This window comes from Methanosarcina barkeri MS (genome assembly GCF_000970025.1).
GTDB lineage: Archaea > Halobacteriota > Methanosarcinia > Methanosarcinales > Methanosarcinaceae > Methanosarcina > Methanosarcina barkeri.
This window is the reverse complement of sequence record NZ_CP009528.1, coordinates 1,025,063-1,047,958: the sequence shown is the minus strand read 5'-3', so window position 1 is coordinate 1,047,958 and position 22,896 is coordinate 1,025,063. Positions and strand designations below refer to the sequence as shown.

The following is a 22,896-nucleotide window of genomic DNA, read 5'->3' as shown; positions in this document are numbered from 1 at the left end:
GTGCGACGCATATTCGCCACCTTGAACAGTAACGACACAGATTGTACGAGAGGAAAACTCAAAATGAGTCAGAAGATAGGAGGAGTTGACGTATTTGACCGACTTGAGAGCCTGCAGGAGGAGTGCTGCATTCTCGGCTTGCCCTGTGTTACTCTGTGGTATAACACAGAAAAGCCGGATACGATTAAGTTTGGGGCGAACCTCTCGCAGGAGCCGATCCTAATGTATAATGTTAAGCCGTACGAGGAAGATGCTAGCAATGGGAAGGTCATAAATCCTTTTGGGAATGGGAGAGCAGGAGAACGTATTATTCAAGAGGTTTTGAGATGCTCTTAGCTTTGCGGCTCTCATGGAACTATTGATGGGTGATATATTCATGGTTAAATCAAAAAATCTTCAAAAACTGAATATTTGCATTGTTACATTCCCTCTTCTATCCCGTTCTGGAAGTTACTACACTATCATAAACAATTTTTTAAGGATTCTCTCACCACTTGTGAATGAAATATTTCTTATAACAGGTAATTTTTCAGATGATATGGGATTTGATAGCAAAATAAGGATCTTAGATGTAAATACTCATCAAAAGGAGGGAAATATTTTTTATAAAACTATCTCTCAGATTATTGCCCAAATAAAAATATCTCTCCTTTTGATAAGGATATGCAAGCATTTTGACGGTCCTGCGTTTATGTTATCTGGCACTTTGTTATTACCTACTATTACAGCTAAGTTTCTTAGAAAAACATCAGTTCTAACCGCAGTGGCATCTGGCTCTACTAACACTCGTATGATCTATAAGACTGCCACGTTCTATAAGAGATATTACTATTATTTATCAGAGAGGGTACTGGAACTATTGACTTTCAATGCAGCTACATATATTGGCGTAGAATCGCCTAATGTTGCTCTCTTTATGAATCTTCCTCTTAACAAAGTCATAGGAAATGGTCACTTGTTCTTCATGGACGGTAATTTTAGGCAAACCCACAATTTTGCCAATAGACCTTATTGTATCGGCTATGTAGGCCGCCTTAGTCGAGAAAAGGGCGTCTTTAATTTTGTTACAGCTTTACCGGATATAACTTTGAGATGTCCAGACCTTCATGTTACTATTACAGGAGATGGTTCACTCTACAGCGAAATCAAGACTTTTCTCGAACAAAATGAGCTTTACAAGCGAGTTGATTTTCCGGGCTGGATTTCTCACGATGCCCTCCCTAACTACCTTAACCAGCTCCGGCTCCTCGTCCTCCCCTCCTACACCGAGGGGCTCCCGAACATCATGCTTGAGGCGATGTCTTGCGGGACCCCGGTGCTCGCGACGTCGGTCGGGGCGATACCGGATGTTATAATAGACGGGAAAAACGGATTCATTATGGAGAATAACTCGCCTGAGTGCATTGTGGAAAATGTAATTCGGGCGCTGAATTTTCCGGACTTGGAGCAGATTGCAGAAAACGGGAAGCGGTTTGTAGAGGAGAATTTCTCGTTTGAAAAAACCGTGGAAAACTGGAGGGAAATTCTTCAAAACATTGAGTAGTCATGTTCAGTCAATTAAGATCAGATGTACATTATTGATTAAATGTTCGATTATGGAAAAAAGAATGCAATTTTTAGTAAATTGATCTTCTTTGTGAGAGTTATTGATAGTTATGAATGAACTCACCATACATAAAAATGATCGACTATTCAAAGTCGTTTTGATTATTTGCTTTTCTTTGCTTCCAGTAGCACTTCTAATCGCTCATAACACTCCGGCAACAGGTTATGAATCTTCAATTTATAGATCTACTCCACTCATAGTATGGTTTATTTTATTGCTTTCGACTGTATGCGGAGTTTTTATTGTTTTGTCCCAAATATGTGATGTTAAATTAGGTAAATATCTCTGGAAAATAGGCCTTCTCATAATTTATTTATGCTATATTACTTTTATTTCATTATTCATTATTAGAGGTTATTATCTCTGGTGTATGAGTGGAGACCCTGCTTCACATATCGGGTGGATTAAACAAATTATTCTTACTTCCCATGTTTCAAAAGATATAATTTATCCAATATTACATATATTTTCAACTCAAATTTATTGTATTTCAAATATAAATATATTATTAATCTCTAAACTATTACCTTTATTTTTTGGGATATTATATGTTCCTTTTATGTATATACTTTCAAAGATTATTTTTAGAGATAAGAGAGAAATTATATTATCAACGTTAGCTAGTACTACTTTGGTTAATAGCTGGTATTTAAACTTCACTCCAAACGCGTGCGCTAACCTTTATTTCCCACTAGTAATGTTTATAATACTAAAAGTCATTTCAGTCAATGATGTAAGATGGGAAATTTTAGTTGTGATAATGGCTTTTATGTATCCGATATTACATCCAGTTCCAATATTAACCTGTTTTGTACTGATCAGTACGTTATTTTTACCAGGGTATATATACGCTAAAAAGAACACCAGAAGTACTGCAATCAAAAGTAGATATTCTTTAAGATTAAAAATAACCCTACTTTTTTTACTATTTGTTTGGAGTATTACTTGGATTTCATCTTTTTATGTATGGGAATCGACCATTAGAAATATCAATATGTTGGTAAGTGAAGGAGGACCATTAAAAGTCACAGAATTAGCTAGTAATATAAATTATGCTAAAGGATATGGCTATAATGTAACTGAGCAAGTTTTAAAGAAAATGGGTGGATCTCTTCTATATGTTTTGGTAGCTATTGTCTCATTTCCAATTGTTTGGAAAAATAAAAATAAAGAATATAATAATTTATTCTCGCTTTTTGGTCCTTTATTCATTATATGCTTCTTGATATTAATTATTTATTTCTCCAACTTGCCCTTTGATCCCTTAAGAATGGTTACATACACGACAACCATTTCCACAATGTTTATTGGATATTTATTATATTATTTCATTAAAAAGATAAAAACTGAAAATAAAAAAACATATATTTATGGTTTAATAGGACTTGTTTTTTTGTTATTTATCGTGTGGATTAATACAATATTAACTCTATATCCTTCTCCATATATTTTAGGAAGCAATTTTCAAACGACACAATCTGAAGTACATGGTATGAATTGGCTTTTTGAGAATCGAAATTTGGATATAGAAATAACAGGAATAAACTTTGAACCAATTAGGTTTGGCGACCTTCTTTTAACTTCCAAACAAAAAAAATTGCAAAAATTATACTGGTACATACCACGCTATTTAAGGATTCCTTATCATTTTGGATATGACAATAAATCTACACTTTCAAATCATTATAATCAAAGTTTGTATATGACAATTAATGAGAAAGATAAGCTGATTTACAAAGACGTATTTCCAGAAATGGCTGAAATTAGGTGGATCCCTTCAGATTTTGAAAAATTAAACTTTGATGTATCCTTGGATAAAATCTATTCTAGCAAAGGAGTCGAAGTTTTCTATATAAACGGAAAAAAGTGAGAAAAAGTGATATTATGAAAAAAGTATTAATTGTTTCATATTATTTCCCCCCAGATCCTGCAATAGGTGGTTTAAGAATTAACGGACTGGCAAAATATCTTCCAGATTTTGGCTGGGAGCCTGTCATCTTAACAAAAAATTCGCCTGATAATTTTACCTTGAAATATACCATTGTAAGAACTCCGTATTGTGAATATGACAGTATAAATTCATTTAAAAATATGTTTGGGCTTAATCCAAAAAGTTCCTTCAAAGGGCAATTAGGTAGATCTACTCTAAAGGATAAAAAAACATTTTTATATTTATTATCTAATTTTATTACAGAAATTATAACATATCCAGACAACCAAAAAAAATGGTATTCTGATGCTTTTAAAATAGGAGATGAGCTCTTAACCAATGAAAAAATTGATGCAATAATTAGCAGTTCTTCTCCCATAATATCTCATATAATTGCTCATGATCTGAGCGAAAAATATAACATTCCATGGATTGCAGACTTACGTGATCTTTGGACTCAAAACCATTACTGTACACATAGTAAAATACGGAAAGTATTTGATAAAAGATTAGAACTTAAAACATTGGCAGCCTCGGATGCTATAACTACAGTATCCAGTAATTTAGCTTCAAATCTTAGAAAATTTCATAATAGAAAATCCGTATATTCAATCCCAAATGGATATGATCTGGAGGAATCTATTAATACAAATATAAGTCTTTCAAATAAATTTACAATTACATATACAGGAAGCCTTTATAATGGAAAAAGAGATCCTTCAAAACTATTTAATGCCTTGAATGAACTAATTAAAGAAAAAAAAATAGATCGAAAGAATATTGAAATTCGCTTTTATGGACCAAAAGAAGAATGGATTAAGGAAGAAATTAAAAAATATAGTCTTCAAGATATTATATCTCATAATGGTTTAGTCTCCAGAGATATATCATTAGTTAAGCAGAAAGAATCACAATTGTTGTTGCTTTTACTTTGGGATCATCCCTCAGAAATAGGAGTGTATACTGGAAAACTTTTTGAATATCTTGCATCAAAAAGGCCAATCTTAGCAATCGGGGGTCCAAAAGGTGTTGTAAATGATTTATTAGAGGAAACTGAAACTGGATACTTTGTCTCCTCTGTTGAAGATATAAAGAATACTATTATTAAATATTATACCGAATACAAATTAAATGGTCAGGTTTCATATAAAGGAAATAACTCAAAAATAGAGAAGTACAGCCAAAAAGAAATGGCAAGAAAATTTGCAGATATTCTTGACAATTTTATAAAAGTGGATTATTAATTATAACTTGATTATTACACGAGGCAGTATCATGAAAATCCTATCAGTCATCGGCGCCCGCCCCCAATTTATCAAATGCGCCCCTCTCTCCCGCGCAATCCGTAAAGAACACACAGAAATCCTTGTGCACACTGGCCAGCACTATGACCCCAAAATGTCCGACATATTCTTCAAAGAATTACAGATCCCTGAACCTGACTACAATCTGGGTGTAGGCTCAAGTAGTCACGGCGAACAAACAGGAAAAATGCTTATTGAAATCGAAAAGATCCTTCTCAAAGAAAAACCTGACTTTGTCCTGATATACGGAGATACAAATTCCACTCTTGCAGGAGCTCTTGCAGCCTCCAAACTACACATCAAAGTTGCCCATGTGGAAGCTGGACTTCGTTCCTTTGACCAGTCTATGCCAGAAGAAATTAACAGAGTACTCACAGACCATGTCTCGAACCTGCTCTTCTGCCCCACAGAAACGGCAGTCTTAAACCTCAAAAATGAGGGAATCACATCTGGAGTGTATAGTGTTGGAGATGTGATGCTTGATGCCCTGGAATACAATATAAATATTGCAGAAGAAAAATCCGCGATTTTAGAAAATTTAGGACTAACCTCAAAAGAATATTTGGTTGCAACTGTTCATCGAGCTTCGAATACCGACAGTTTCAAGAATCTTTCATTTATAATTAATGCCTTTTGTGATGTTGATATTCCTATTGTGTTTCCGGTGCACCCAAGAACTGAGAAATATCTGAAGCAATACGGACTATGGAATAAATTATGTGAAAATGTAAAGGTCATTCCTCCCCTTGGATATTTAGAAATGTTAAAACTCATGACTCATTCTAGAAAAATCCTCACAGACTCAGGAGGGGTGCAGAAAGAAGCGTATATGCTTGGGGTTCCCTGCATAACTATGAGAGATAATACCGAGTGGGTTGAGACTGTAAAGGATGGATGGAATGTGCTTGTTAGAGCTGATTATGAGAAAATCAAGAATGCCATTTTAACTTTTGAAGGAGCTGAAATAAAAAATGATATTTTTGGAACCGGAAATGCATGTGAAGATATTTGTGATATTCTAAATGAGCATTTTTGAAAGAGCTTATCCCGAAACCAATTTTCCACATCAATAAGAATTATCAGAGTTATTTCCTTGATCCGAAGCTCGATTAATTACATAAATCCAAGATTCTGAGACGCAATTTTAGTTTTGGGATGAGATCTAATTTTAATACGTGAATATCCAAAAACGAATTATGGAACTGCCAAAATCTCTAATTATTTTATTTTTATTGTATCTTTTAAAAATGTGATTTTATGGCAAATACCAAATTTATAAAAGATGTTGGGCTTATAGGAATTACTCAGGCCTTAATAGGGCTGAGTGGCTTCTTTTTGCTTCCAGTAATCACAAAAACGCTGGGGTCTTATGATTATGGGATTTGGGCACAAATAAATATTACTGTGTCTCTTTTATCTCCTCTCGCTCTTATGGGCCTATCTATGGGAGTTGTAAGATTTCTCTCTTCGGAAAAAGACAACGAAAAAATAAGGGAAGGATTTTTTTCTGTACTGTTTTTTGTTGCTTTCACCGGATTATTAGTATCTATAGTGGTATTTCTATTATCTGATTTCTTGGCTGCAAGTATATTCAAAGATATAAGTACCTCAGATTTCATAAAAGTGGGAGCTTTTTTGGTTTTTTTAAGTGCAATTAATCAAATTTCACTTTTTTATTTTAGAGTATCCCGACAGACCGAAACATTTGCCTTTTTAACTTTATTTCAGACATTCGGGCAACTAACTTTGATTTTATCATTTCTCTTAATGGGATTCGGCTTGTTTGAAGTTATATCAGCTGTACTAATTGTTCAGGGATTATTGTTCATAATCTCTATTTACAAAATCGTATCACAGATAGGTTTTAGAATCCCCAAATTTAATCAGATTGAAGAGTATTTAAAATACTCTGCACCATTGACTCCAAATTCTCTCATCAGATGGATCACCGATTCAAGTGATAGGTATATGGTCAGTTATTTCCTAGGATTAAGCCAAGTTGGAATTTATTCAGCTTCATATGCTATTGGAAATCTTATTCTTTTGTTTATTACACCTCTCCAATTCATCTTGTTTCCAGAACTTTCACGTTTATTTGATGAAGGGAAAATCGATGAAGTGAAGGTTTATTTAAGTTATTCAATGAAATATTTCCTTTTAATAGCGATTCCTGCTGTTTTTGGATTATCTGCACTTGCAAAGCCTATGTTGGAAATTCTTACAACACATGAATTCATTTCAGGTAGTATTGTTATTCCTTTTATTGCCTTATCAGGACTTTTATCAGGTATTTTTCAGATAGTTATCAATATTACACATCTTGTAAAAAAAACAAAATTCAATTTGTATATCCATATCTTTGCTGCCTTGTTAAACATAGTTTTTAATTTTTTGTTGATTCCATCAATTGGCATTGTTGGAGCAGCAATTGCCACTTTAATTTCATACACATTAATGGTAATAATCTGTATCCTTGTTTCTTATAAATATATTGAATTCAATCTAAATTTTGGTTTTATTTTGAGAAGTGTCATGGCCTCTTCAATTATGTTAGGAGTTATTTCTTGTTTAAATCCTTCTAATATTATGGGCCTTTTCGGCTCAGTATTAATGGGTGCATTCGTTTATCTTACGATAATGATTCTGATCAAAGGGATTAGTAGACATGACTTAAATATAGTAAAAGACTTTTGTATTAATATCAGAAATATGCTTTTCAAAAAAATTAACTATGTATTATTTAGATGAAAATTTGTATTTTGCTCCATTTCAAAAAATAATTGCATTATTTTAAAAATTGGTGCTCCTTTATTATTTAGTTGGTATTATATAATAAAACTAATATAATTGTAGTTTATGGGAAAACGAGGACCTAAACCAAAATTCACTGATGTCTCCTGTCCTAATCAAAATTGTAAATTTTATTGTACTGGAACGGTAAAAGTATATGATCACGACTTCAATACATTTTCAAATGGCGTTGTAATTCCACATGGCATATACGATATGAAACGTAATGAAGGCTACATCACTTTAGGAGCCAGTAAGGATACGAGTGAATTTTGTTGTGACTGCATTAAATACTGGTGGGAAAATTACGGCAAGATAAATTACCTCAAGGCAAACAGCATTTTAGTTTTGGCAGATGGTGTCAACGGCGGTTAAGAATTCCTCATTTTCGGCGGTTTGAAATTCCCCAATTCCCAATCCTTGAGAAAAGTTCGAGGATTGTGGATAATGCTGAAAATGGAGGAATGGTTATTGATACGAGATTTGTATTCACAAGGCTTGAACATAAGCGAAATCTCTGAAAGAACAGGTTATGACAGAAAAACTGTAAGAAAATATCTTCAGCTGAAAACCTTACCCGAACCCCAGAAACGTCCGCCAAGACCGAGCAAACTTGATCCGTATAAACCTTACTTACTCGAAAAGATTAATGAAAAACACTATACTGCAGCTCGCCTCTTTCGTGAAATACAGAAAATGGGTTTTGATGGTGGAGAAACCATCGTTAAGGATTTTGTGAGAACAGTCAGACCTAAACAGGGAGTACCTGCGGTACTCCGATATGAGACAAAACCAGGTGTTCAGGCTCAGGTTGACTGGGGAGAATTAGGAACGGTTGAAGTCGATGGAAAACTCAAAAAACTTTTCTGTTTTAGCATGATTCTTGGATACTCAAGAATGCGATATGTCGAATGTACACTGAGCATTGACACTTTTACATTAATTCAGTGCCATTTGAATGCATTTCAATACTTTGGTGGATGTACACAGGAAATTCTGTACGACAACATGAAACAAGTTGTAATAAAGAGAGCAATGAAATCCTCAGATTCAGAATGGAACTCACAGTATGAGGATTTCTTCAAGCATTATGGATTCATTCCTCGCTTATGCAGGCCATATAGACCTCAGACAAAAGGGAAAATTGAGAACACTATTGGATACGTAAAGAGGGATTTTTTCCTTGGAAGAGAATTCAGCTCTCTTGAGAGCCTGAATAATCAGGCTCTTGAGTGGTTAAAGAGAGTGAATTCAAGTATACATGGAACAACTCATGAAATCCCTCTTGAGCGCTTTAAGAATGAAAAAGAGAAACTGAACCTTTTGAATCAAGTTCCCAGATACAAAGTTGTTAAGACAGAAACCAGAAAGATCTCAAGAGACTGTTATATTTCTTATCTTGGAAATAAGTATTCTGTTCCTTACAAGTTTGCAGGAAGAACTGCAAAGCTTCAGATCTTTGAAGGAAAATTCGAGGTCTATGTTGATTATGAGAAGGTCTGTGAACATGAAATTCTTCCAGGTAACTGCAGAGTTACCAGGAAAAAAGAACATTTCAAGGGTCTTCTGAGTGAGATTCTTAACGAGAATTCAAAATGTAAGAAGAGTCCACATATTCTGTTGAAGTTTTCAGGTCTTGAAGTTGAAAAGAGGTCTCTCGATGTCTATGAAACATTCAGTGATGGTGGTTTAGAATGAATAATTTCAGCTATGAGAGACTTCACACTAACTTGCAGTACCTAAAACTGAATACTATTGAAGATCTTCTGGACAACTGCCTTGAGATTGCTGCAAGAGACAGCAAGACAACAATGGAAGTCCTTGATTATCTTTTTGAACAGGAAAAGAAACACAGGGAATCTGCTGCAATGGAAAGGAGAATGAAAAGTGCTGTTTTTCCTGTGAAAAAGACACTTGAAGAATTCGATTTTGAGTTTCAGTCATCTATTGATAAAAAAGTCATAGAAGACCTTGCAACCTTAAGATTTGCTCATAATGCAGAGAATGTTGTTTTGCTCGGTCCTCCTGGAGTTGGAAAGTCTCACCTTGCAATTGCTCTTGGGATTGAAGCAGTAAAAGCAGGCATTTCGGTTTACTTTACCAATACAGGAAACCTTATTGAGAGGTTAAAAATAGCAAATCGGGAAGGAATACTTGAGAAAAAGCTCAAAGGCTTGATGAAATTTAAAGTGCTGATCATTGATGAAATGGGTTATCTCCCATTTGATGAAGAAGGAGCTCACTGTTTGTTTCAGTTGATTTCCAGACGTTATGAAAAGAGTTCAACCATATTTACGTCGAATAAGTCATATGGAGAATGGGGAGAGATATTCAAGGACCATGTAATAGCGGCTGCTGTACTTGATAGAATAGTGCGACAAGAAAGCTAAAGCATGAATTGCAGAAATGCTATCCCTTCCATTTGGGATAATCCTACTATGACATGCGTTGATGATAACGTCAAGGTGTGAAGCTCATAGGACAATATGGAGAAATTTGGAAGTCTAATCTAAATCATCTGTTAGGATAAGAATACTATGAAGAACGTAATGTGAACCATTGTAAGAGTCGTAACAAGTGACAAGTGAAATTAGACTGATACACTTGAACCAAAAGGTGAAGAGTCAGACCATTATGGCTTATTCGACGTAATGGGAAATGGACAAAGAACTCTCGGCTTAGAGATGGCTTCTAAGGTATTCATAATTATTCATGTTATAGAACTTGGTAAGCCCTATATGTTCCCTAGGGTAGGAATCCTGCAAAGGATAACAATGACATAGAGGGTAGAGGAAGGGAGTAGCAAGCGAATGACAATTTGTAATCAATTGTATAGGGGTTCCAAATTTGCCCTAATCCGAAAGGATGCTGACTTACTCTATGGTATCAAAACGTAAGAATGAAAGTATGTCCTATGAAAGGGAGTCATTCAAATACGCTGATTCAGAAAGCAGAAACACTTGCTGTCAATCTCTTATGGAATAAAACAAACAGAGAGACTGGCTGTTATAGTGAACAAGCTGAACCAATCAACGAGAAGCTCACTAACAAACAACTGAAATTTCGATGGAACAATATCAATTGGAAAGCAGTTGAAACACATGTTAATAGGCTACAAGTCAGGATTACGAAAGCGGTTTTTAAAGGCAAATGGAACTTAGTTAAAAGATTAAGCTATTTGTTAACCCACTCTTTCTACGCCAAATTGTTAGCTGTCAGAAAGGTAATTCAGAACAAAGGTAAGAAAACGGCAGGAATCGATGGTGAATTGTGGAAAACTCCCGACGCCAAGATGAAAGCCTCCCTTAGTCTAACTAACAGAAGATATAAAGCCAAACCATTAAAAAGAGTTCATATTGAAAAATATGGGAAGTCAAAGAAACGACCTTTAGGTATCCCAACCATGTACGACAGAGCTATGCAATCATTATATGCATTAGCACTTAACCCGATTTCAGAAGCTACGGCAGACAAACACTCTTTTGGATTTAGAAAATTCAGAAGTACACATGACGCATGCGAACAAATATTTGGATGCACATGTCAAAAGTTCTCTGCATCCTGGATACTGGAAGGAGATATAAAAGGTTGCTTCGATAACATTAGTCACCAATGGTTACTTGACAATATTCCAATGGACAAATCAGTTCTTAAACAATTCCTTAAAGCAGGCTTCGTTTTTAAACAAAACCTCTTTCCGACCAAAAAAGGTACACCGCAAGGTGGTATCATATCCCCAATTCTTGCCAATATGACCTTAGATGGGATTGAAGGTATATTGGCAAATAAATATCATCGCGGAAAAAGTGGAAGAATAACAAAATTTCAACGTGATAAACATAACGTAAATTTTGTAAGGTATGCAGATGACTTCATTGTTACTGCAAAAACTGAGGAAATAGCGGAAGAAGCCAAAGAACTGATTAAAATATTCCTAAAAGATAAAGGTCTGGAATTATCGGAAGAAAAAACACTAATTACCCATATTAACGATGGTTTTGACTTTTTAGGCTGGAATTTCAGAAAATACAAAGGAAAGCTTCTTATCAAACCATCCAAAAAATCCATTCAGAAAGTCACTGAGAAAATCAGTGATGTCATCAAGAATGGCAAACCTTGGACACAAGAAAAATTAATCCAAACTCTTAACCCAATCATAACTGGATGGTCTAATTACCATCAAGGCGTGGTATCCAAAGAAATATTCTCTGAAATGGATAAAAGAATCTGGAGTATGACATGGAAGTGGGCCAAGAGAAGACACCCAGGTAGATCCCATCACTGGATAAGTCGGAAATACTGGCATACCAAGGGAGCAAGACATTGGGTATTTTCAACTGAAACAAACCAACTGAAGCTTTTATCAAATAAAAAGATAGTTAGACACATCAAACTAACATTAGGTATAAACCCTTACCTCGACAAAGGATACTATGCTGAACGCAAATACAATCAAGGCTTAAGAAAGCTTTCAGGAAAATTCAGGAAAGTGTGGGATAACCAAGAAGGCATATGTCCTATCTGCAATTTTCCAATTGACATTAATACTGATGCAGTAGAAAGACCTCTACATCACAAGAATGGAAGCCACGAAGATAACAGAACATACAACTTAATCTATTTGCATGCACACTGTCATAGACAATACCACGCAACTAACTCCAAATCAAATAACTGCTGCCCAACACAAGGGTTAGAAGATGCTTGAGCTGTATGAGGTGAAAGTCTCACGTACAGTTCTTAGGCGAGAAAGGGAGAGTAATCTCCCCTACTTAGCTGACCTCCATCATTGTACTACAATTAATATCAAAGGAGAAAGTTACAGACTGAAAGAGAGGAAAAAACAGGGAATAAAAACAGGAAATATGTGCCAGTGATTTTGAGTTAATTCATGAAAAATTGAGTAAACTTTATATCAATAGGTGGGGAATTCTAAACCGCCAAAAGTGGGGAAAAGTAAACCGCCGTTGACAGATGGTGGTGGAAGCAACTCAAGTAGACATTATATTTTCAAGGAAGACTTACAAAAGCTGGTAAATGAAATTGGAATTGAAATTCGAATGGCTCACTATCCACCATACACTTCGAAATATAATCCAATTGAACATAAGTTATTCTGCCATGTAACGGCTGCCTGTAAGGGTGCCGTTTTCAGCAGTCTTGATGTGGTTAAAAGCCTTATTGATAAGACTTCTACATCAACAGGACTGAAAGTGGTTTCGACGATTAAGGATAAAGTTTATGCAACAGCAAGAAAAGTAAGTGAAAACTTCAAGGAAAATATGAAATTGTATTTGATGATTATCTGGGAAAATGGAATTATAGAGCAATTCCAGAAATGAAAACTTGAACTTATATTTCAAACGTTCCTAAATTACAGATCCTTTAAAATATCAACTAATTAATGTAGGAGCACCGTAATTTCTGCAGAGCTAAAAAAATTAGCTTTTATAAAAATAAGAGTCCACCTTCTTTAAAAAGTTGTTTCTTTTAGTTTCATTTAATTCGTAAATATTATTCAATCTATAATCTTCATTTAATGTTGAAGATAACAAATTTTTTAATTTATCTAGAGACAAATTATCAGCTTCAATTATATGATTATCGGATATATAACTGTAAATTTCCGAGATACCCATTAATTTAGAGTTGTAGTATTCTCCACCACCGGAGATGCCAATATAGGGTCTTCTTTCACTAATCGAAAATACGATTGGATGCAACCGACTACTCACAACAAGATCGGAAGTCGAAATAATTGCTTTAATTGTTTTCAAATCAGTGTATAAAGGCACAAAATAAAACTTATCCTTATGTTTCATTTTACTTTGTATCGATAATCCCTGCTCAATATCCTTACCGCTAATGGTCATCGAAATGTTCAAAATAATAGCATTTTTGCTGTCCACCAGGTAGTCAAAAAATTGTGCAAAAATAGTGTATATATATTCAAGTGGATACTTACTGTATTTTAAAAATAGTCCAAAATTTACAGTAACAACGAAAGAGGAATCATATCTATTTATGTAATTCATATTTTTGCTTAAAAAAATGGCATCATCAGGTCCTTCTATAATCTTATTTTCGTCAAATCCAAGTTCCAATAACCTTTTTTTTGACCGGTTGATGTCCCGAGTTGAGATATAATCCAATTTATTAATATGTTTTTTTACAATTTTTTTCTGTATATCATCAAGCGGTCCGAAAGTTTGGCCTGATGCAATGCATGGAATTCCAACTTCGTGAGCAATTGAAAGAGTGCTTATAAATTGATATATTTTACATCCCCAATATCTATTCATATACCCTCCCCCAATAAAGAGTAGCAAAGAACACTCTTTGATGTTAGTCAGGTATTCGATAAAGTGTGGGATTTGTTTATTTTCGGTCTTAATGTTATTAGTGATTTTTTTTAAAGTTCGATTATGATTAATTGTTTGGAAAATATCAGATGAATTTCTACACAGACGATTTAATACTACATCTATATACTTATACATAATCTTTTGATTAAGATAATCAAAAGAGTCGACAATCTTAATAGTATCGGAGAGACTATTCTCTGGTAAAAATCCATATGATATCAAAAGATTTGTGGTTCTAGATACACTATATGAAAAAATAAGAATATTATATTCCCTTGATTTTAAAGCATCGAGATTCGCCAATAGCAATGCATCATCGCCCATGTCGTCATACCCTATTGCACCTAAAAGTCCTATGGTTTTGTTTATCATATAAATTCTCTCTTTATCAAGTTGTGTGCTAAATATATGATTTGAAACGGAATTTTTTTTATTTTTCTCATTTTAAATGATTTTATAATTTGGCTGATCTCTTTATAATGCTGAGGACTTGGATTACAATATATTTTCTTATGAGATAACAAAGCGAGTTTTAAATCTCCAATCTCTTCATTAATGCAGCATTTAGCATTCCCAATTTCTGAAGTGAAATGGGCATCACTTCCCGCAACAATTGGTTTATTGTACTTTTTGGCTAATTCCATCCCTTTTTCATTTTCTTCTATAGTACTTCTGGCGTTAAATCCTTCAATGGCATCAACAGAGTTTAATAACTCTTCATTTAATTTATGACCTCTGTAGGGATGAGGAAGTACTACAATTCCATCTTGTGCTTTAATTTCTCTTATTACTTCCATGCTATTTCTTGAATTTATTTCTTTATTCAAAAAAAGACCTATAATATCCCCAATCTCTGTATTTATCTCACATCCAACTATTACTATTAAATTAGGATCTTTGTTTATCTTTTTAGCTTCAAGTCCTCCTTTTATTGTACCGTGATCAGTTATCGCAATTCCATCTAGGTTTTTTTTTTGCAATTTTTATTATCTTAGAAGGAGACTGTATTGAATCAAAAGAATACTTTGAATGTATATGTAAATCAATGATCATGTTCAATCTCCGGTTTGCCATGTGGATATCTTAAGTTTTTCTTTTTTATTCTTAAATATATTTCCGAGACTGTATCAATAAATTGAAATAAATTTGGTTTTATATCGTTATAATCCAAGTCATTTGTGATATTTTTATTAAATAAATTAACGAAATAATTTCCTAAACAATTATTTGCGATGGAATATACGAAATCTGGGAACATCCATTTAAATATCAAATTATTATTATATTCAAAAACGGGTTTAATATCTCCATCTATACACATCTTAACTGCAAGATATGGAAAATTAACTCCAGATGCAATTGCAAGATCTAAGGAACCCCAAAATTTTGGGTTAATTTCTATTAATTTAAATGTGTTATCTCTGATATCTTTTTTAAACTCTACCATTGCCACCCCATGCCAAGAGAGAGATTTTAGAAGTCTTAAACCAATTGCATTTAGATCTGGATCATAAATGCTTTGCGCCATTGTACTTGGTCCACCAGTAGGTGGATATTCATGAAGTCTCTTATGCGCAAAAATTGCTCTAGGTTCACCATGATTGAAAAGTGCAAAAAAACCGTATCCTTCACCAGGAATATATTCTTGAATTTGTGGAAACTTTCCGGATTCTATTTGTTGTGGATGGGAAATACATACTTGTGTATATAATATCATTAATTCCTTTTCATTATTTGCATACTTTACAGATCCTGATTCTTCCGGTGCTTTAATTACGACAGGATATTGAAGATCATTTGAAATTTTTTTTACCTCTTCTATTGACATAGGAAATATTGTTTTTGGTGTGGGAATACCCATTTCCATCGCAAATTTAATCGTTTTATTTTTATCAGATGCTATGAGCATAAATTCATAATTTGGAAGTGGGACTTTTACGTATTGTTCCAAAGTTTGCTGATATTTTGAAATCTTCATACAACTTTTAAATCCAATGGGCAACAATACATCGCAACTTTCTTGTTTAATTATGTCTATAAGGTTTGAGATAAACACTTTTTCATTAATTTGATCTGAATATAAATACTGTTTATTACAATATTTCGAATAAAAAGACATATTTCGTTCATACATTGATGAAGATATGACTTCAATTCCCTGTTTTCCAAGAGCTCTAACAGCTGCAAGACTATGTTTAAACTCTCCATCAGTAATTAACACTTTCATTAATTACACCAACTATTCATGTGTGAATTAGTAAAATTCTTGACATTATATATTGTTTTTACAAAATATATTGTTTTTACAAAATGCAATTTCTTCACCACTCGTCATCCAAGCTCTTTTCTCTGAACAGTATTCCAAAATTTTCTCATAAAATTTCAAATTCTCCTCCTGCATGTATGTATTATGCCATAAGATTGTAATTACACCATTACACTGCTCAACAGTATCAATCAGACTTTTTGTGAATTCCCATGCCTTTTTAAAATCAAGTCGCATGTAATCTTTAAATAAAGTACAATCCATGATTGTCAGAGGGATCTCAAGAATGTCGATCTGTTGTCCAGTATTCACATTAATAGGTTTGAACGGATGGCACATTCCATTCCTAAATCCTGCACAATCAGCGTATCCAAATGTAGAGTCGTATTTGAAGCCTGCTTTACTCAATAATTCCCAAGTATTCGGTACCTTAAATCTTAAGTAGTGATTTCTGTATCCAATTACTTCTTTGCCGAGAACCTTCTCAAGCTTTTGCTTTTTTTTCTTGACGTCCTCAAAACTGTTGTAAGATTCATGTCCTCCGTGGAGACCAACTTCCCATCCATTTTCTGATATAGTCTTTAATTCATCTTCGATATCCTCTATATTATAGCTGTAGTCGCTCTCTCCGGATTCCAGAGTTAAAAAATAAAAGCTGGATTTTGCATCATATTTTGCTTCTAGCTCCATTATTTCCTTAAAGTTCCAGAAAGGATTTCGTTTTTTGTCAAGTATAGAAAAGGGGATTTTTATAGCATCTGTTAAATTTCCTTTAACAAAAGATCTTGCGGCTCCAAATATTGGGTACAATCTACCTGGATGAACAATGTCAATGTCGTGTGTAAGGCAAACAGCAAACTGTTTTCTGTCCGGATACTGCGGTCTCAGCCCATTTTCTAACAGAAATTTGGAAACACTGGGTTCAAAAATATTTCTTTGGCTGCCTAGATAGTACGGAAATCTCTCATACATATCACGAAAGGTCAGATCGTATTCTTCCTTTCTGGTAAAGAGATCCCAAAGTTCCTTGTTTTCTTTTAATTTCTTATACATTGTGTTCATCCTTTTTCAGGATTTTATAAAACTAAACTTACTTCTAAAATTGTGATTCCCTACTCAAACGATCTCATTTTAGTTTTGATCTACTCTCACAATTTTCGTATAAACAAAACCATTTTCAATAAACTCATTCGGTTCAACTATATTCCATCCAGAATAACTAGACTCTCTTTTCCAGTAAGCTCTTTAAGCCACTCAGCCTTCAAATAAAAGTATGCACTGTTTCGTAAAAATCACCACAGCATCCGCCTCGTAGATTTTTAATATTCCTTTTTCCACCTTTTAAAAATAGCATTTATTATTTCTATCTTGTTATCTCCAGTATTGAATTTGTTCAGAATTCTTAATTTTACGGAATTCAATGCCGTAACCAGTCACTGTATTCTGAAGAGTTAGTTCTGCAGCATTTCCTTCTCCATATGGATTTTCCCACTCAAGATTGGATTCAAGCATTTTTTTTGTGCATTCAATGATGTTTTCTCCACTTTCAGCAACAATATTTGCACCTACATCCACCGTCTCAGGCCTTTCTGTATTGTCTCGAAGCGTCACGCAAGGGACTTTTAGTATACAGCTTTCTTCCTGCACGCCTCCACTATCGGTCAGGATCATTCTTGCCCCGCTTTCAATCTGTAAAAATTCCAGATATCCAAGAGGTTCAATCAACCTTGTTCCTTCAGGAATTTCAAAACCAAATTCCTTGATCATTTTCACAGTTCTTGGATGGGCTGGGAAAATTATAGGAAGGCCGAATTCTTTGTAAATCTGCGAAAAACCGGAAAGGATTCTCCCTAGGCGTTCTGTGTTGTCCACGTTTTCAGCACGGTGGGCTGTGGCTGCAAAATATTCTTTTTCCTTTAAGCCGAGCTCTTTAAGGATATCTACTCCGTTCTTAGAAATCTCAAGGTTCTGATAGGCTGCATCAACGACCGTATTTCCTGTAACAAAGATTTTTTCATTGGGAATCCCTTCGTTTAGCAGGTACTTTCTTGAAGTCTCGGTAGGGGCAAAGAGGTAATCTGAAATATGGTCTGCAATGATCCTGTTTGTTTCTTCGGGCATAGTACAATCAAAAGATCTCAAGCCTGCTTCCACGTGCCCGATTTTGATTTGAAGTTTGGAAGCTGCAAGAGCCCCGGCAAGGACAGTATTTGTATCTCCCTGGACAAGCACAATATCCGGTCTGTCTTTAATCAGTATTTCTTCGATGGCTACAAGCATTTTTCCTGTTTGTTCTCCATGCTTGCCGGAGCCTACATCAAGATTGTACTTCGCCTGCGGGAGTTTTAACTGCTCAAAAAAGATTTTGTCCATTTCGTAGCTGTAATGCTGACCTGTGTGGAGAATATAATAGTCAATGCCCTGTTTTTCACATTGCCTTATAATGGGGCTCATTTTTATAATCTCAGGCCTTGTGCCAAGAATGATTGCAATCTTCATAGTTTTTACCTTGCCTGCGCCGGAAAATCCCATTTTCTCTTTAATTTTCATAGAATAGTAACAATACTTACATAAAAATAACTAAAATATTCTTTTTCTCTGACTTAGGGTCGTCGCAGAACAAATTATGCACAGACTTCAATTGAATGCCTTGATTTTTCAGATCGTTATCACCAACTGAAAAATAAATGTTATAAACAATATGTATAATTTATTTTGTGACAGTTATTTAGAGAGACTATATAAAGACCCATACCTAATACAAATTTTCCGTTTGGTTTCCGATCTATGTCCAAATTAAGTAGATCTGCGATCAGTACACCAGCCATCATAGCAAATACAATAAAATAATAGTAAATATATGCAGACCCATTTTTGCTTAACTCCTTACAAAACCCCTGTTAGATACCTCTCATTTAGATCGTTATTTTTGCTACTCAGGTAGTAGTCCCCTGAATTTTTTGCTCATAGTTATCTTACACAATTTATTAAATTGTAGAAGTGCAAAGTTTTTAATTTTTTGCAAATTTTTGTAGCAAATTTAAAGATTTCAGTAGTAAACTTAATTATTTTTTAACTTTATATATATGCCGATTCAGTTTGAAATTTCGATTTAGAGAGACAAATCTGTTGAAGATTTCTCAACAAAAGTAGGTAAACTTGTTAGAAATGACATGAGTAAAATCAAAAGAGAATTAAGGAACAAATCAGTCAATTACTTACCAAGTTATGCTAATATTTCAGCAGAAGCTTTAATCCCAGATACTCTTTTGATTATTCTATATACTCTAACCTTGACTTTATGGCTTTTACAGAAGTTTTATTGCATTTAAAGCAGGCCTGATAAATATGCCGTAAAAAAGCCGTAATTCCCGATTAAAGCTGCCGATCAATCCTTGCTGTTTTCCTCCGGTTTTTCATAATTTAGTTAGAAGTTGCCGCGAGTAGTCTTGGATTGTGGATATTTTGGAAATTACTTTTTCAAATGCGAATATCATATATAAAATATGTGAGAAGATGCCGTAAGGTTTGCAGGATAAATTTTTTGGAGTCTCAAGTTATACTTTGCGAGACATTCTTCATGGAAATTTATATTTATGAAGCTATATTTTCAGGCCTTTAGCAAAATCACTTAAGTTTATGTTCATTTTTACGAAAAGGGTGACCTATAACATTATTCCTCAACTATTGGCATCCTTCAGAATAATTTCAGTAAATTTATAGTATCCTCTTCAATTCAATGGAGAATTTTCCAACCTGAGAAATATGCATCAATTTCATCACACAGTTATAAAGTTGAATTAATAGCTTGAGGTTGTTTCTCAGACTTGATTAAATTCTTAAATTTTCTGCAAATACGTGAAATTTATTCTTACCCATAAAATTTAAAGAGGATACCATTTTTCTTTTTTGTGGATTTTATTCTGTTCGATTCCTCATTTATATACAATCAAAACCTTTCACTTGATTTGATTTTGATACCACTCATAAGTTTCTTTAATTCCATCTTCAAGTGAAATTTTGGCTTTCCACCCCAATCCATTCAACCTCGAAACATCCATCAACTTCCTTGGAGTCCCATCAGGCTTTGAAGTATCATAATTAATCTTCCCTTCAAACCCTACAATCTTTTTTATTAATTCTACAAGTTCGCTGATTGTAACATCCTCTCCAACCCCTATATTTACAAACTCTCCAACCTCAGAAAAATCATAGTTTTCCATCAAAAACACACATGCATCAGCCATATCATCCACATGCATGAACTCCCTAAGAGGCTTGCCTGTACCCCACACAACAACTTCAGGTTTGTTATTTACCTTCGCCTCATGGAATTTCCTGATCAGTGCAGGCATCACATGGGAAGTTTCAAGATCAAAATTATCATTAGGTCCGTAGAGGTTTGTCGGCATCACAGAAATGAAATTAGTTCCATACTGCTGATTGTAATGTTTGCAGAGCCTGATTCCGGCAATCTTAGATATTGCATAGGCTTCATTTGTCTCTTCAAGAGAGCCAGTCAATAGATATTCTTCTTTAAGAGGCTGAGGTGCAAGTTTTGGGTAAATACAGGAAGAGCCAAGGAAAAGCAACTTTTTCACACCACATTTGTAGGCAGCGTGGATAATATTTGATTCAATCATCAGGTTTTCGTAGATAAATTCGGCAGGATAGGTGCTGTTGGCAAGAATTCCACCCACTTTTGCTGCGGCTAAGAAGACATATTCAGGCTTTTCCTGTTCAAAGAATTCATTTACAGCTTGCTGGTTTATAAGATCTAGTTCTTTATGGGTACGAAAAATAAGGTTGGTGTAGCCTTTTGATTCAAGTTTTCTTTTAAGGGCTGAACCTACAAGGCCCCTATGTCCGGCTACATAAATTTTTGATTCTTTTTCCATTCTATCGCCTTTATTTAAAAAGAATTTTACCTTTTACGGTACTGTTCTGAAATTTATAAACTCCTAATATCTAATTCTGATTTTATTGAATCTTCCTCAGTTTCCGGGCTGGAAGCTAATTTCTCTGCAGGATAACTTTTCAGGACTTCTTCTTCATCGGACTTTACCATCATCTTTACCAGTTCTTCCAGTCTGACTTTTGGTTTCCAGCCAAGTTTTCTTCTGGCTTTTGATGAATCACCAATCAAAACTTCTACTTCAGTGGGTCTATAATACTCAGGATCTACTTCAACTAAGACTTTGTTTGTAATGGCATCGATTCCGACTTCTTCTTCTCCTTTTCCTTGCCAGATTATCTCGATTCCGAGTTCTTTGAATGTAAGTTCAATAAATTCCCGGACAGAGTGAGTTTCGCCCGTTGCTATAACGTAATCGTCGGGCCCTTCTTGCTGGAGCATCAGCCACATGGCTTCGACGTAATCTTTTGCAAAGCCCCAATCTCTTTTTGAATCAAGGTTTCCGAGGTAAAGCCTATCCTGCATGCCGTATTTTATCCTTGTAGCCGCCATTGTGATTTTTCGTGTCACAAAAGTTTCACCACGGATTGGAGATTCGTGGTTGAAAAGAATTCCATTACATGCAAAAATACCATAGGCTTCCCGGTAGTTGACCGTAATCCAGTATGCGTACAGTTTAGCTACTGCATACGGGCTTCTTGGGCAAAAAGGAGTAGTTTCTTTCTGAGGGATTTCCCGAACTTTTCCATAGAGTTCACTGGTAGAAGCCTGGTAAAATTTTGTTTTCTTTTCAAAACCCAGAATGCGTATAGCCTCCAGTATCCTGAGAGTTCCTATGGCATCAGAATTTGCCGTATACTCTGGAGTCTCAAAAGATACCTGAACGTGGCTCTGGGCTGCAAGATTGTATATTTCATCAGGTTGAACTTCCTGAATTATGCGAATTAGATTGGTAGAATCTGTCAAATCCCCATAATGCATGAAAAAATTAACATTTCTCTCATGGGGATCTTTGTAAAGATGATCAATTCTTGCCGTGTTAAAAGAAGAAGATCGCCGCTTGATTCCATGCACAATGTATCCTTTTTCAAGTAAAAATTCAGCAAGATAAGCGCCATCTTGACCTGTAATTCCAGTTATTAACGCAACTTTGGACAAGCTATTTTCCTCAACTTTGTTAAAAATCATAAGGATTAATTTATTAAATATCTAATCTCGTGCCGGGAATAATTTCACTCATTATAATTTCATCTTATCTGCATCGGAAAATCAATTTTACCTCTTAATTTTAAATAAATTACATTTATTAATTATTTAAATACATTGGTTTGCATGTATTACATCTGCTTCTAGATTTTTCTGACTACCTGTTCTTAATTATTATTTATAGTTGTATAAATAACCACTCAATATAATTGTTTAGATAAATTCCATTAAAAACAAAAACGTTTCTGAAATTTTGCTGAAAAGTTGGATTTTAAATGCAAATTATAAGACTACTTATTAGAAAATAGAAGAACTTTCAGGAGATTTGATACTTATTATTTATGATATGAATTTCTAAATTGCTGTCTGTATATATCTTGACAATAGTAGTTCAGACAGCATTGTTTGGTTTCTTTAGATAGAGCAACCAGGATTGGTTTTCGTTCACACCAAACTGTACAATAATTCTTTTTAAGATATATAAGTTCATCAATTTGACTAAATGGCAATGTCT

17 protein-coding genes and 2 pseudogenes are annotated in these 22,896 nt (G+C 34.4%); 12 read left to right on the top strand and 7 right to left on the bottom strand.

From position 1 onward, the window contains the following. The 12 genes and pseudogenes from MSBRM_RS04285 (at nucleotide 1) to MSBRM_RS04235 (ending at nucleotide 12,972) form a co-directional block, all read left to right on the top strand. On the top strand, nucleotides 1–336 hold the full coding sequence (locus MSBRM_RS04285; protein WP_141706464.1) for a hypothetical protein: 336 nt from the start codon (nucleotides 1–3) through the stop codon (nucleotides 334–336). A 40-nt stretch (nucleotides 337–376) separates the two neighbouring features. After that, complete coding sequence (locus MSBRM_RS18695; protein WP_176722151.1) at nucleotides 377–1,543, top strand: glycosyltransferase family 4 protein; 1,167 nt, start codon at nucleotides 377–379, stop codon at nucleotides 1,541–1,543. Nucleotides 1,544–1,655: 112 nt separating this feature from the next. Further along, on the top strand, nucleotides 1,656–3,476 hold the full coding sequence (locus tag MSBRM_RS04275) for a hypothetical protein (RefSeq protein WP_069575336.1): 1,821 nt from the start codon (nucleotides 1,656–1,658) through the stop codon (nucleotides 3,474–3,476). Between the two features lie 14 nt (nucleotides 3,477–3,490). Then, nucleotides 3,491–4,780, top strand: a complete 1,290-nt coding sequence (locus MSBRM_RS04270) for a glycosyltransferase (RefSeq protein WP_141706463.1) — start codon at nucleotides 3,491–3,493, stop codon at nucleotides 4,778–4,780. A 31-nt stretch (nucleotides 4,781–4,811) separates the two neighbouring features. Beyond that, nucleotides 4,812–5,876 carry a non-hydrolyzing UDP-N-acetylglucosamine 2-epimerase gene (gene wecB / locus MSBRM_RS04265; RefSeq protein WP_048154717.1) on the top strand — a complete coding sequence of 355 codons (1,065 nt, stop codon included), beginning with the start codon at nucleotides 4,812–4,814 and terminating at the stop codon, nucleotides 5,874–5,876. Between the two features lie 221 nt (nucleotides 5,877–6,097). After that, nucleotides 6,098–7,588, top strand: a complete 1,491-nt coding sequence (locus tag MSBRM_RS04260) for a flippase (protein ID WP_048154714.1) — start codon at nucleotides 6,098–6,100, stop codon at nucleotides 7,586–7,588. Between the two features lie 108 nt (nucleotides 7,589–7,696). Beyond that, nucleotides 7,697–8,005: an ISAzo13-like element transposase-related protein gene (locus tag MSBRM_RS04255; protein ID WP_048154711.1), complete on the top strand. Its 309-nt coding sequence runs from the start codon at nucleotides 7,697–7,699 to the stop codon at nucleotides 8,003–8,005. A gap of 72 nt (nucleotides 8,006–8,077) precedes the next feature. Beyond that, nucleotides 8,078–9,328, top strand: coding sequence for an IS21 family transposase (gene istA / locus MSBRM_RS04250; protein ID WP_048154708.1), 1,251 nt, complete (start codon nucleotides 8,078–8,080; stop codon nucleotides 9,326–9,328). After that, nucleotides 9,325–10,005: pseudogene (gene istB, locus MSBRM_RS04245) on the top strand (IS21-like element helper ATPase IstB); the annotation flags it as partial. The gene istA and the pseudogene istB, both read left to right, overlap by 4 nt. A 539-nt stretch (nucleotides 10,006–10,544) precedes the next feature. Then, nucleotides 10,545–12,338 carry a group II intron reverse transcriptase/maturase gene (gene ltrA, locus MSBRM_RS04240; RefSeq protein ID WP_080943730.1) on the top strand — a complete coding sequence of 598 codons (1,794 nt, stop codon included), beginning with the start codon at nucleotides 10,545–10,547 and terminating at the stop codon, nucleotides 12,336–12,338. A gap of 73 nt (nucleotides 12,339–12,411) precedes the next feature. Then, a pseudogene (locus MSBRM_RS20035) lies at nucleotides 12,412–12,507 on the top strand (ATP-binding protein); the annotation flags it as partial. A gap of 90 nt (nucleotides 12,508–12,597) precedes the next feature. Further along, complete coding sequence (locus tag MSBRM_RS04235; protein WP_052712691.1) at nucleotides 12,598–12,972, top strand: ISAzo13-like element transposase-related protein; 375 nt, start codon at nucleotides 12,598–12,600, stop codon at nucleotides 12,970–12,972. A gap of 99 nt (nucleotides 12,973–13,071) precedes the next feature. On the opposite strand, the gene MSBRM_RS04230 is transcribed toward MSBRM_RS04235, so the two are convergent. From MSBRM_RS04230 to gmd, 7 genes are all read right to left on the bottom strand, one after another. Beyond that, nucleotides 13,072–14,367, bottom strand: a complete 1,296-nt coding sequence (locus MSBRM_RS04230) for a polysaccharide pyruvyl transferase family protein (RefSeq protein WP_048154706.1) — start codon at nucleotides 14,365–14,367, stop codon at nucleotides 13,072–13,074. Continuing rightward, on the bottom strand, nucleotides 14,364–14,975 hold the full coding sequence (locus MSBRM_RS04225) for a PHP domain-containing protein (RefSeq protein ID WP_052712690.1): 612 nt from the start codon (nucleotides 14,973–14,975) through the stop codon (nucleotides 14,364–14,366). Before MSBRM_RS04225 ends, MSBRM_RS04230 begins: the two co-directional genes overlap by 4 nt. 62 nt (nucleotides 14,976–15,037) lie before the next feature. After that, on the bottom strand, nucleotides 15,038–16,222 hold the full coding sequence (locus tag MSBRM_RS04220; protein ID WP_048154703.1) for a carboxylate--amine ligase: 1,185 nt from the start codon (nucleotides 16,220–16,222) through the stop codon (nucleotides 15,038–15,040). 45 nt (nucleotides 16,223–16,267) lie between these two features. Then, nucleotides 16,268–17,314, bottom strand: coding sequence for a polysaccharide deacetylase family protein (locus tag MSBRM_RS04215; RefSeq protein ID WP_048154699.1), 1,047 nt, complete (start codon nucleotides 17,312–17,314; stop codon nucleotides 16,268–16,270). A gap of 318 nt (nucleotides 17,315–17,632) precedes the next feature. Further along, nucleotides 17,633–18,811, bottom strand: coding sequence for a non-hydrolyzing UDP-N-acetylglucosamine 2-epimerase (wecB, locus tag MSBRM_RS04210; protein WP_230669042.1), 1,179 nt, complete (start codon nucleotides 18,809–18,811; stop codon nucleotides 17,633–17,635). Between the two features lie 1,409 nt (nucleotides 18,812–20,220). Beyond that, on the bottom strand, nucleotides 20,221–21,159 hold the full coding sequence (gene fcl / locus MSBRM_RS04205; RefSeq protein WP_048154696.1) for a GDP-L-fucose synthase: 939 nt from the start codon (nucleotides 21,157–21,159) through the stop codon (nucleotides 20,221–20,223). 53 nt (nucleotides 21,160–21,212) lie between these two features. Continuing rightward, complete coding sequence (gene gmd / locus MSBRM_RS04200; RefSeq protein ID WP_048154693.1) at nucleotides 21,213–22,334, bottom strand: GDP-mannose 4,6-dehydratase; 1,122 nt, start codon at nucleotides 22,332–22,334, stop codon at nucleotides 21,213–21,215. Between the last annotated feature and the right edge of the window lie 562 nt (nucleotides 22,335–22,896).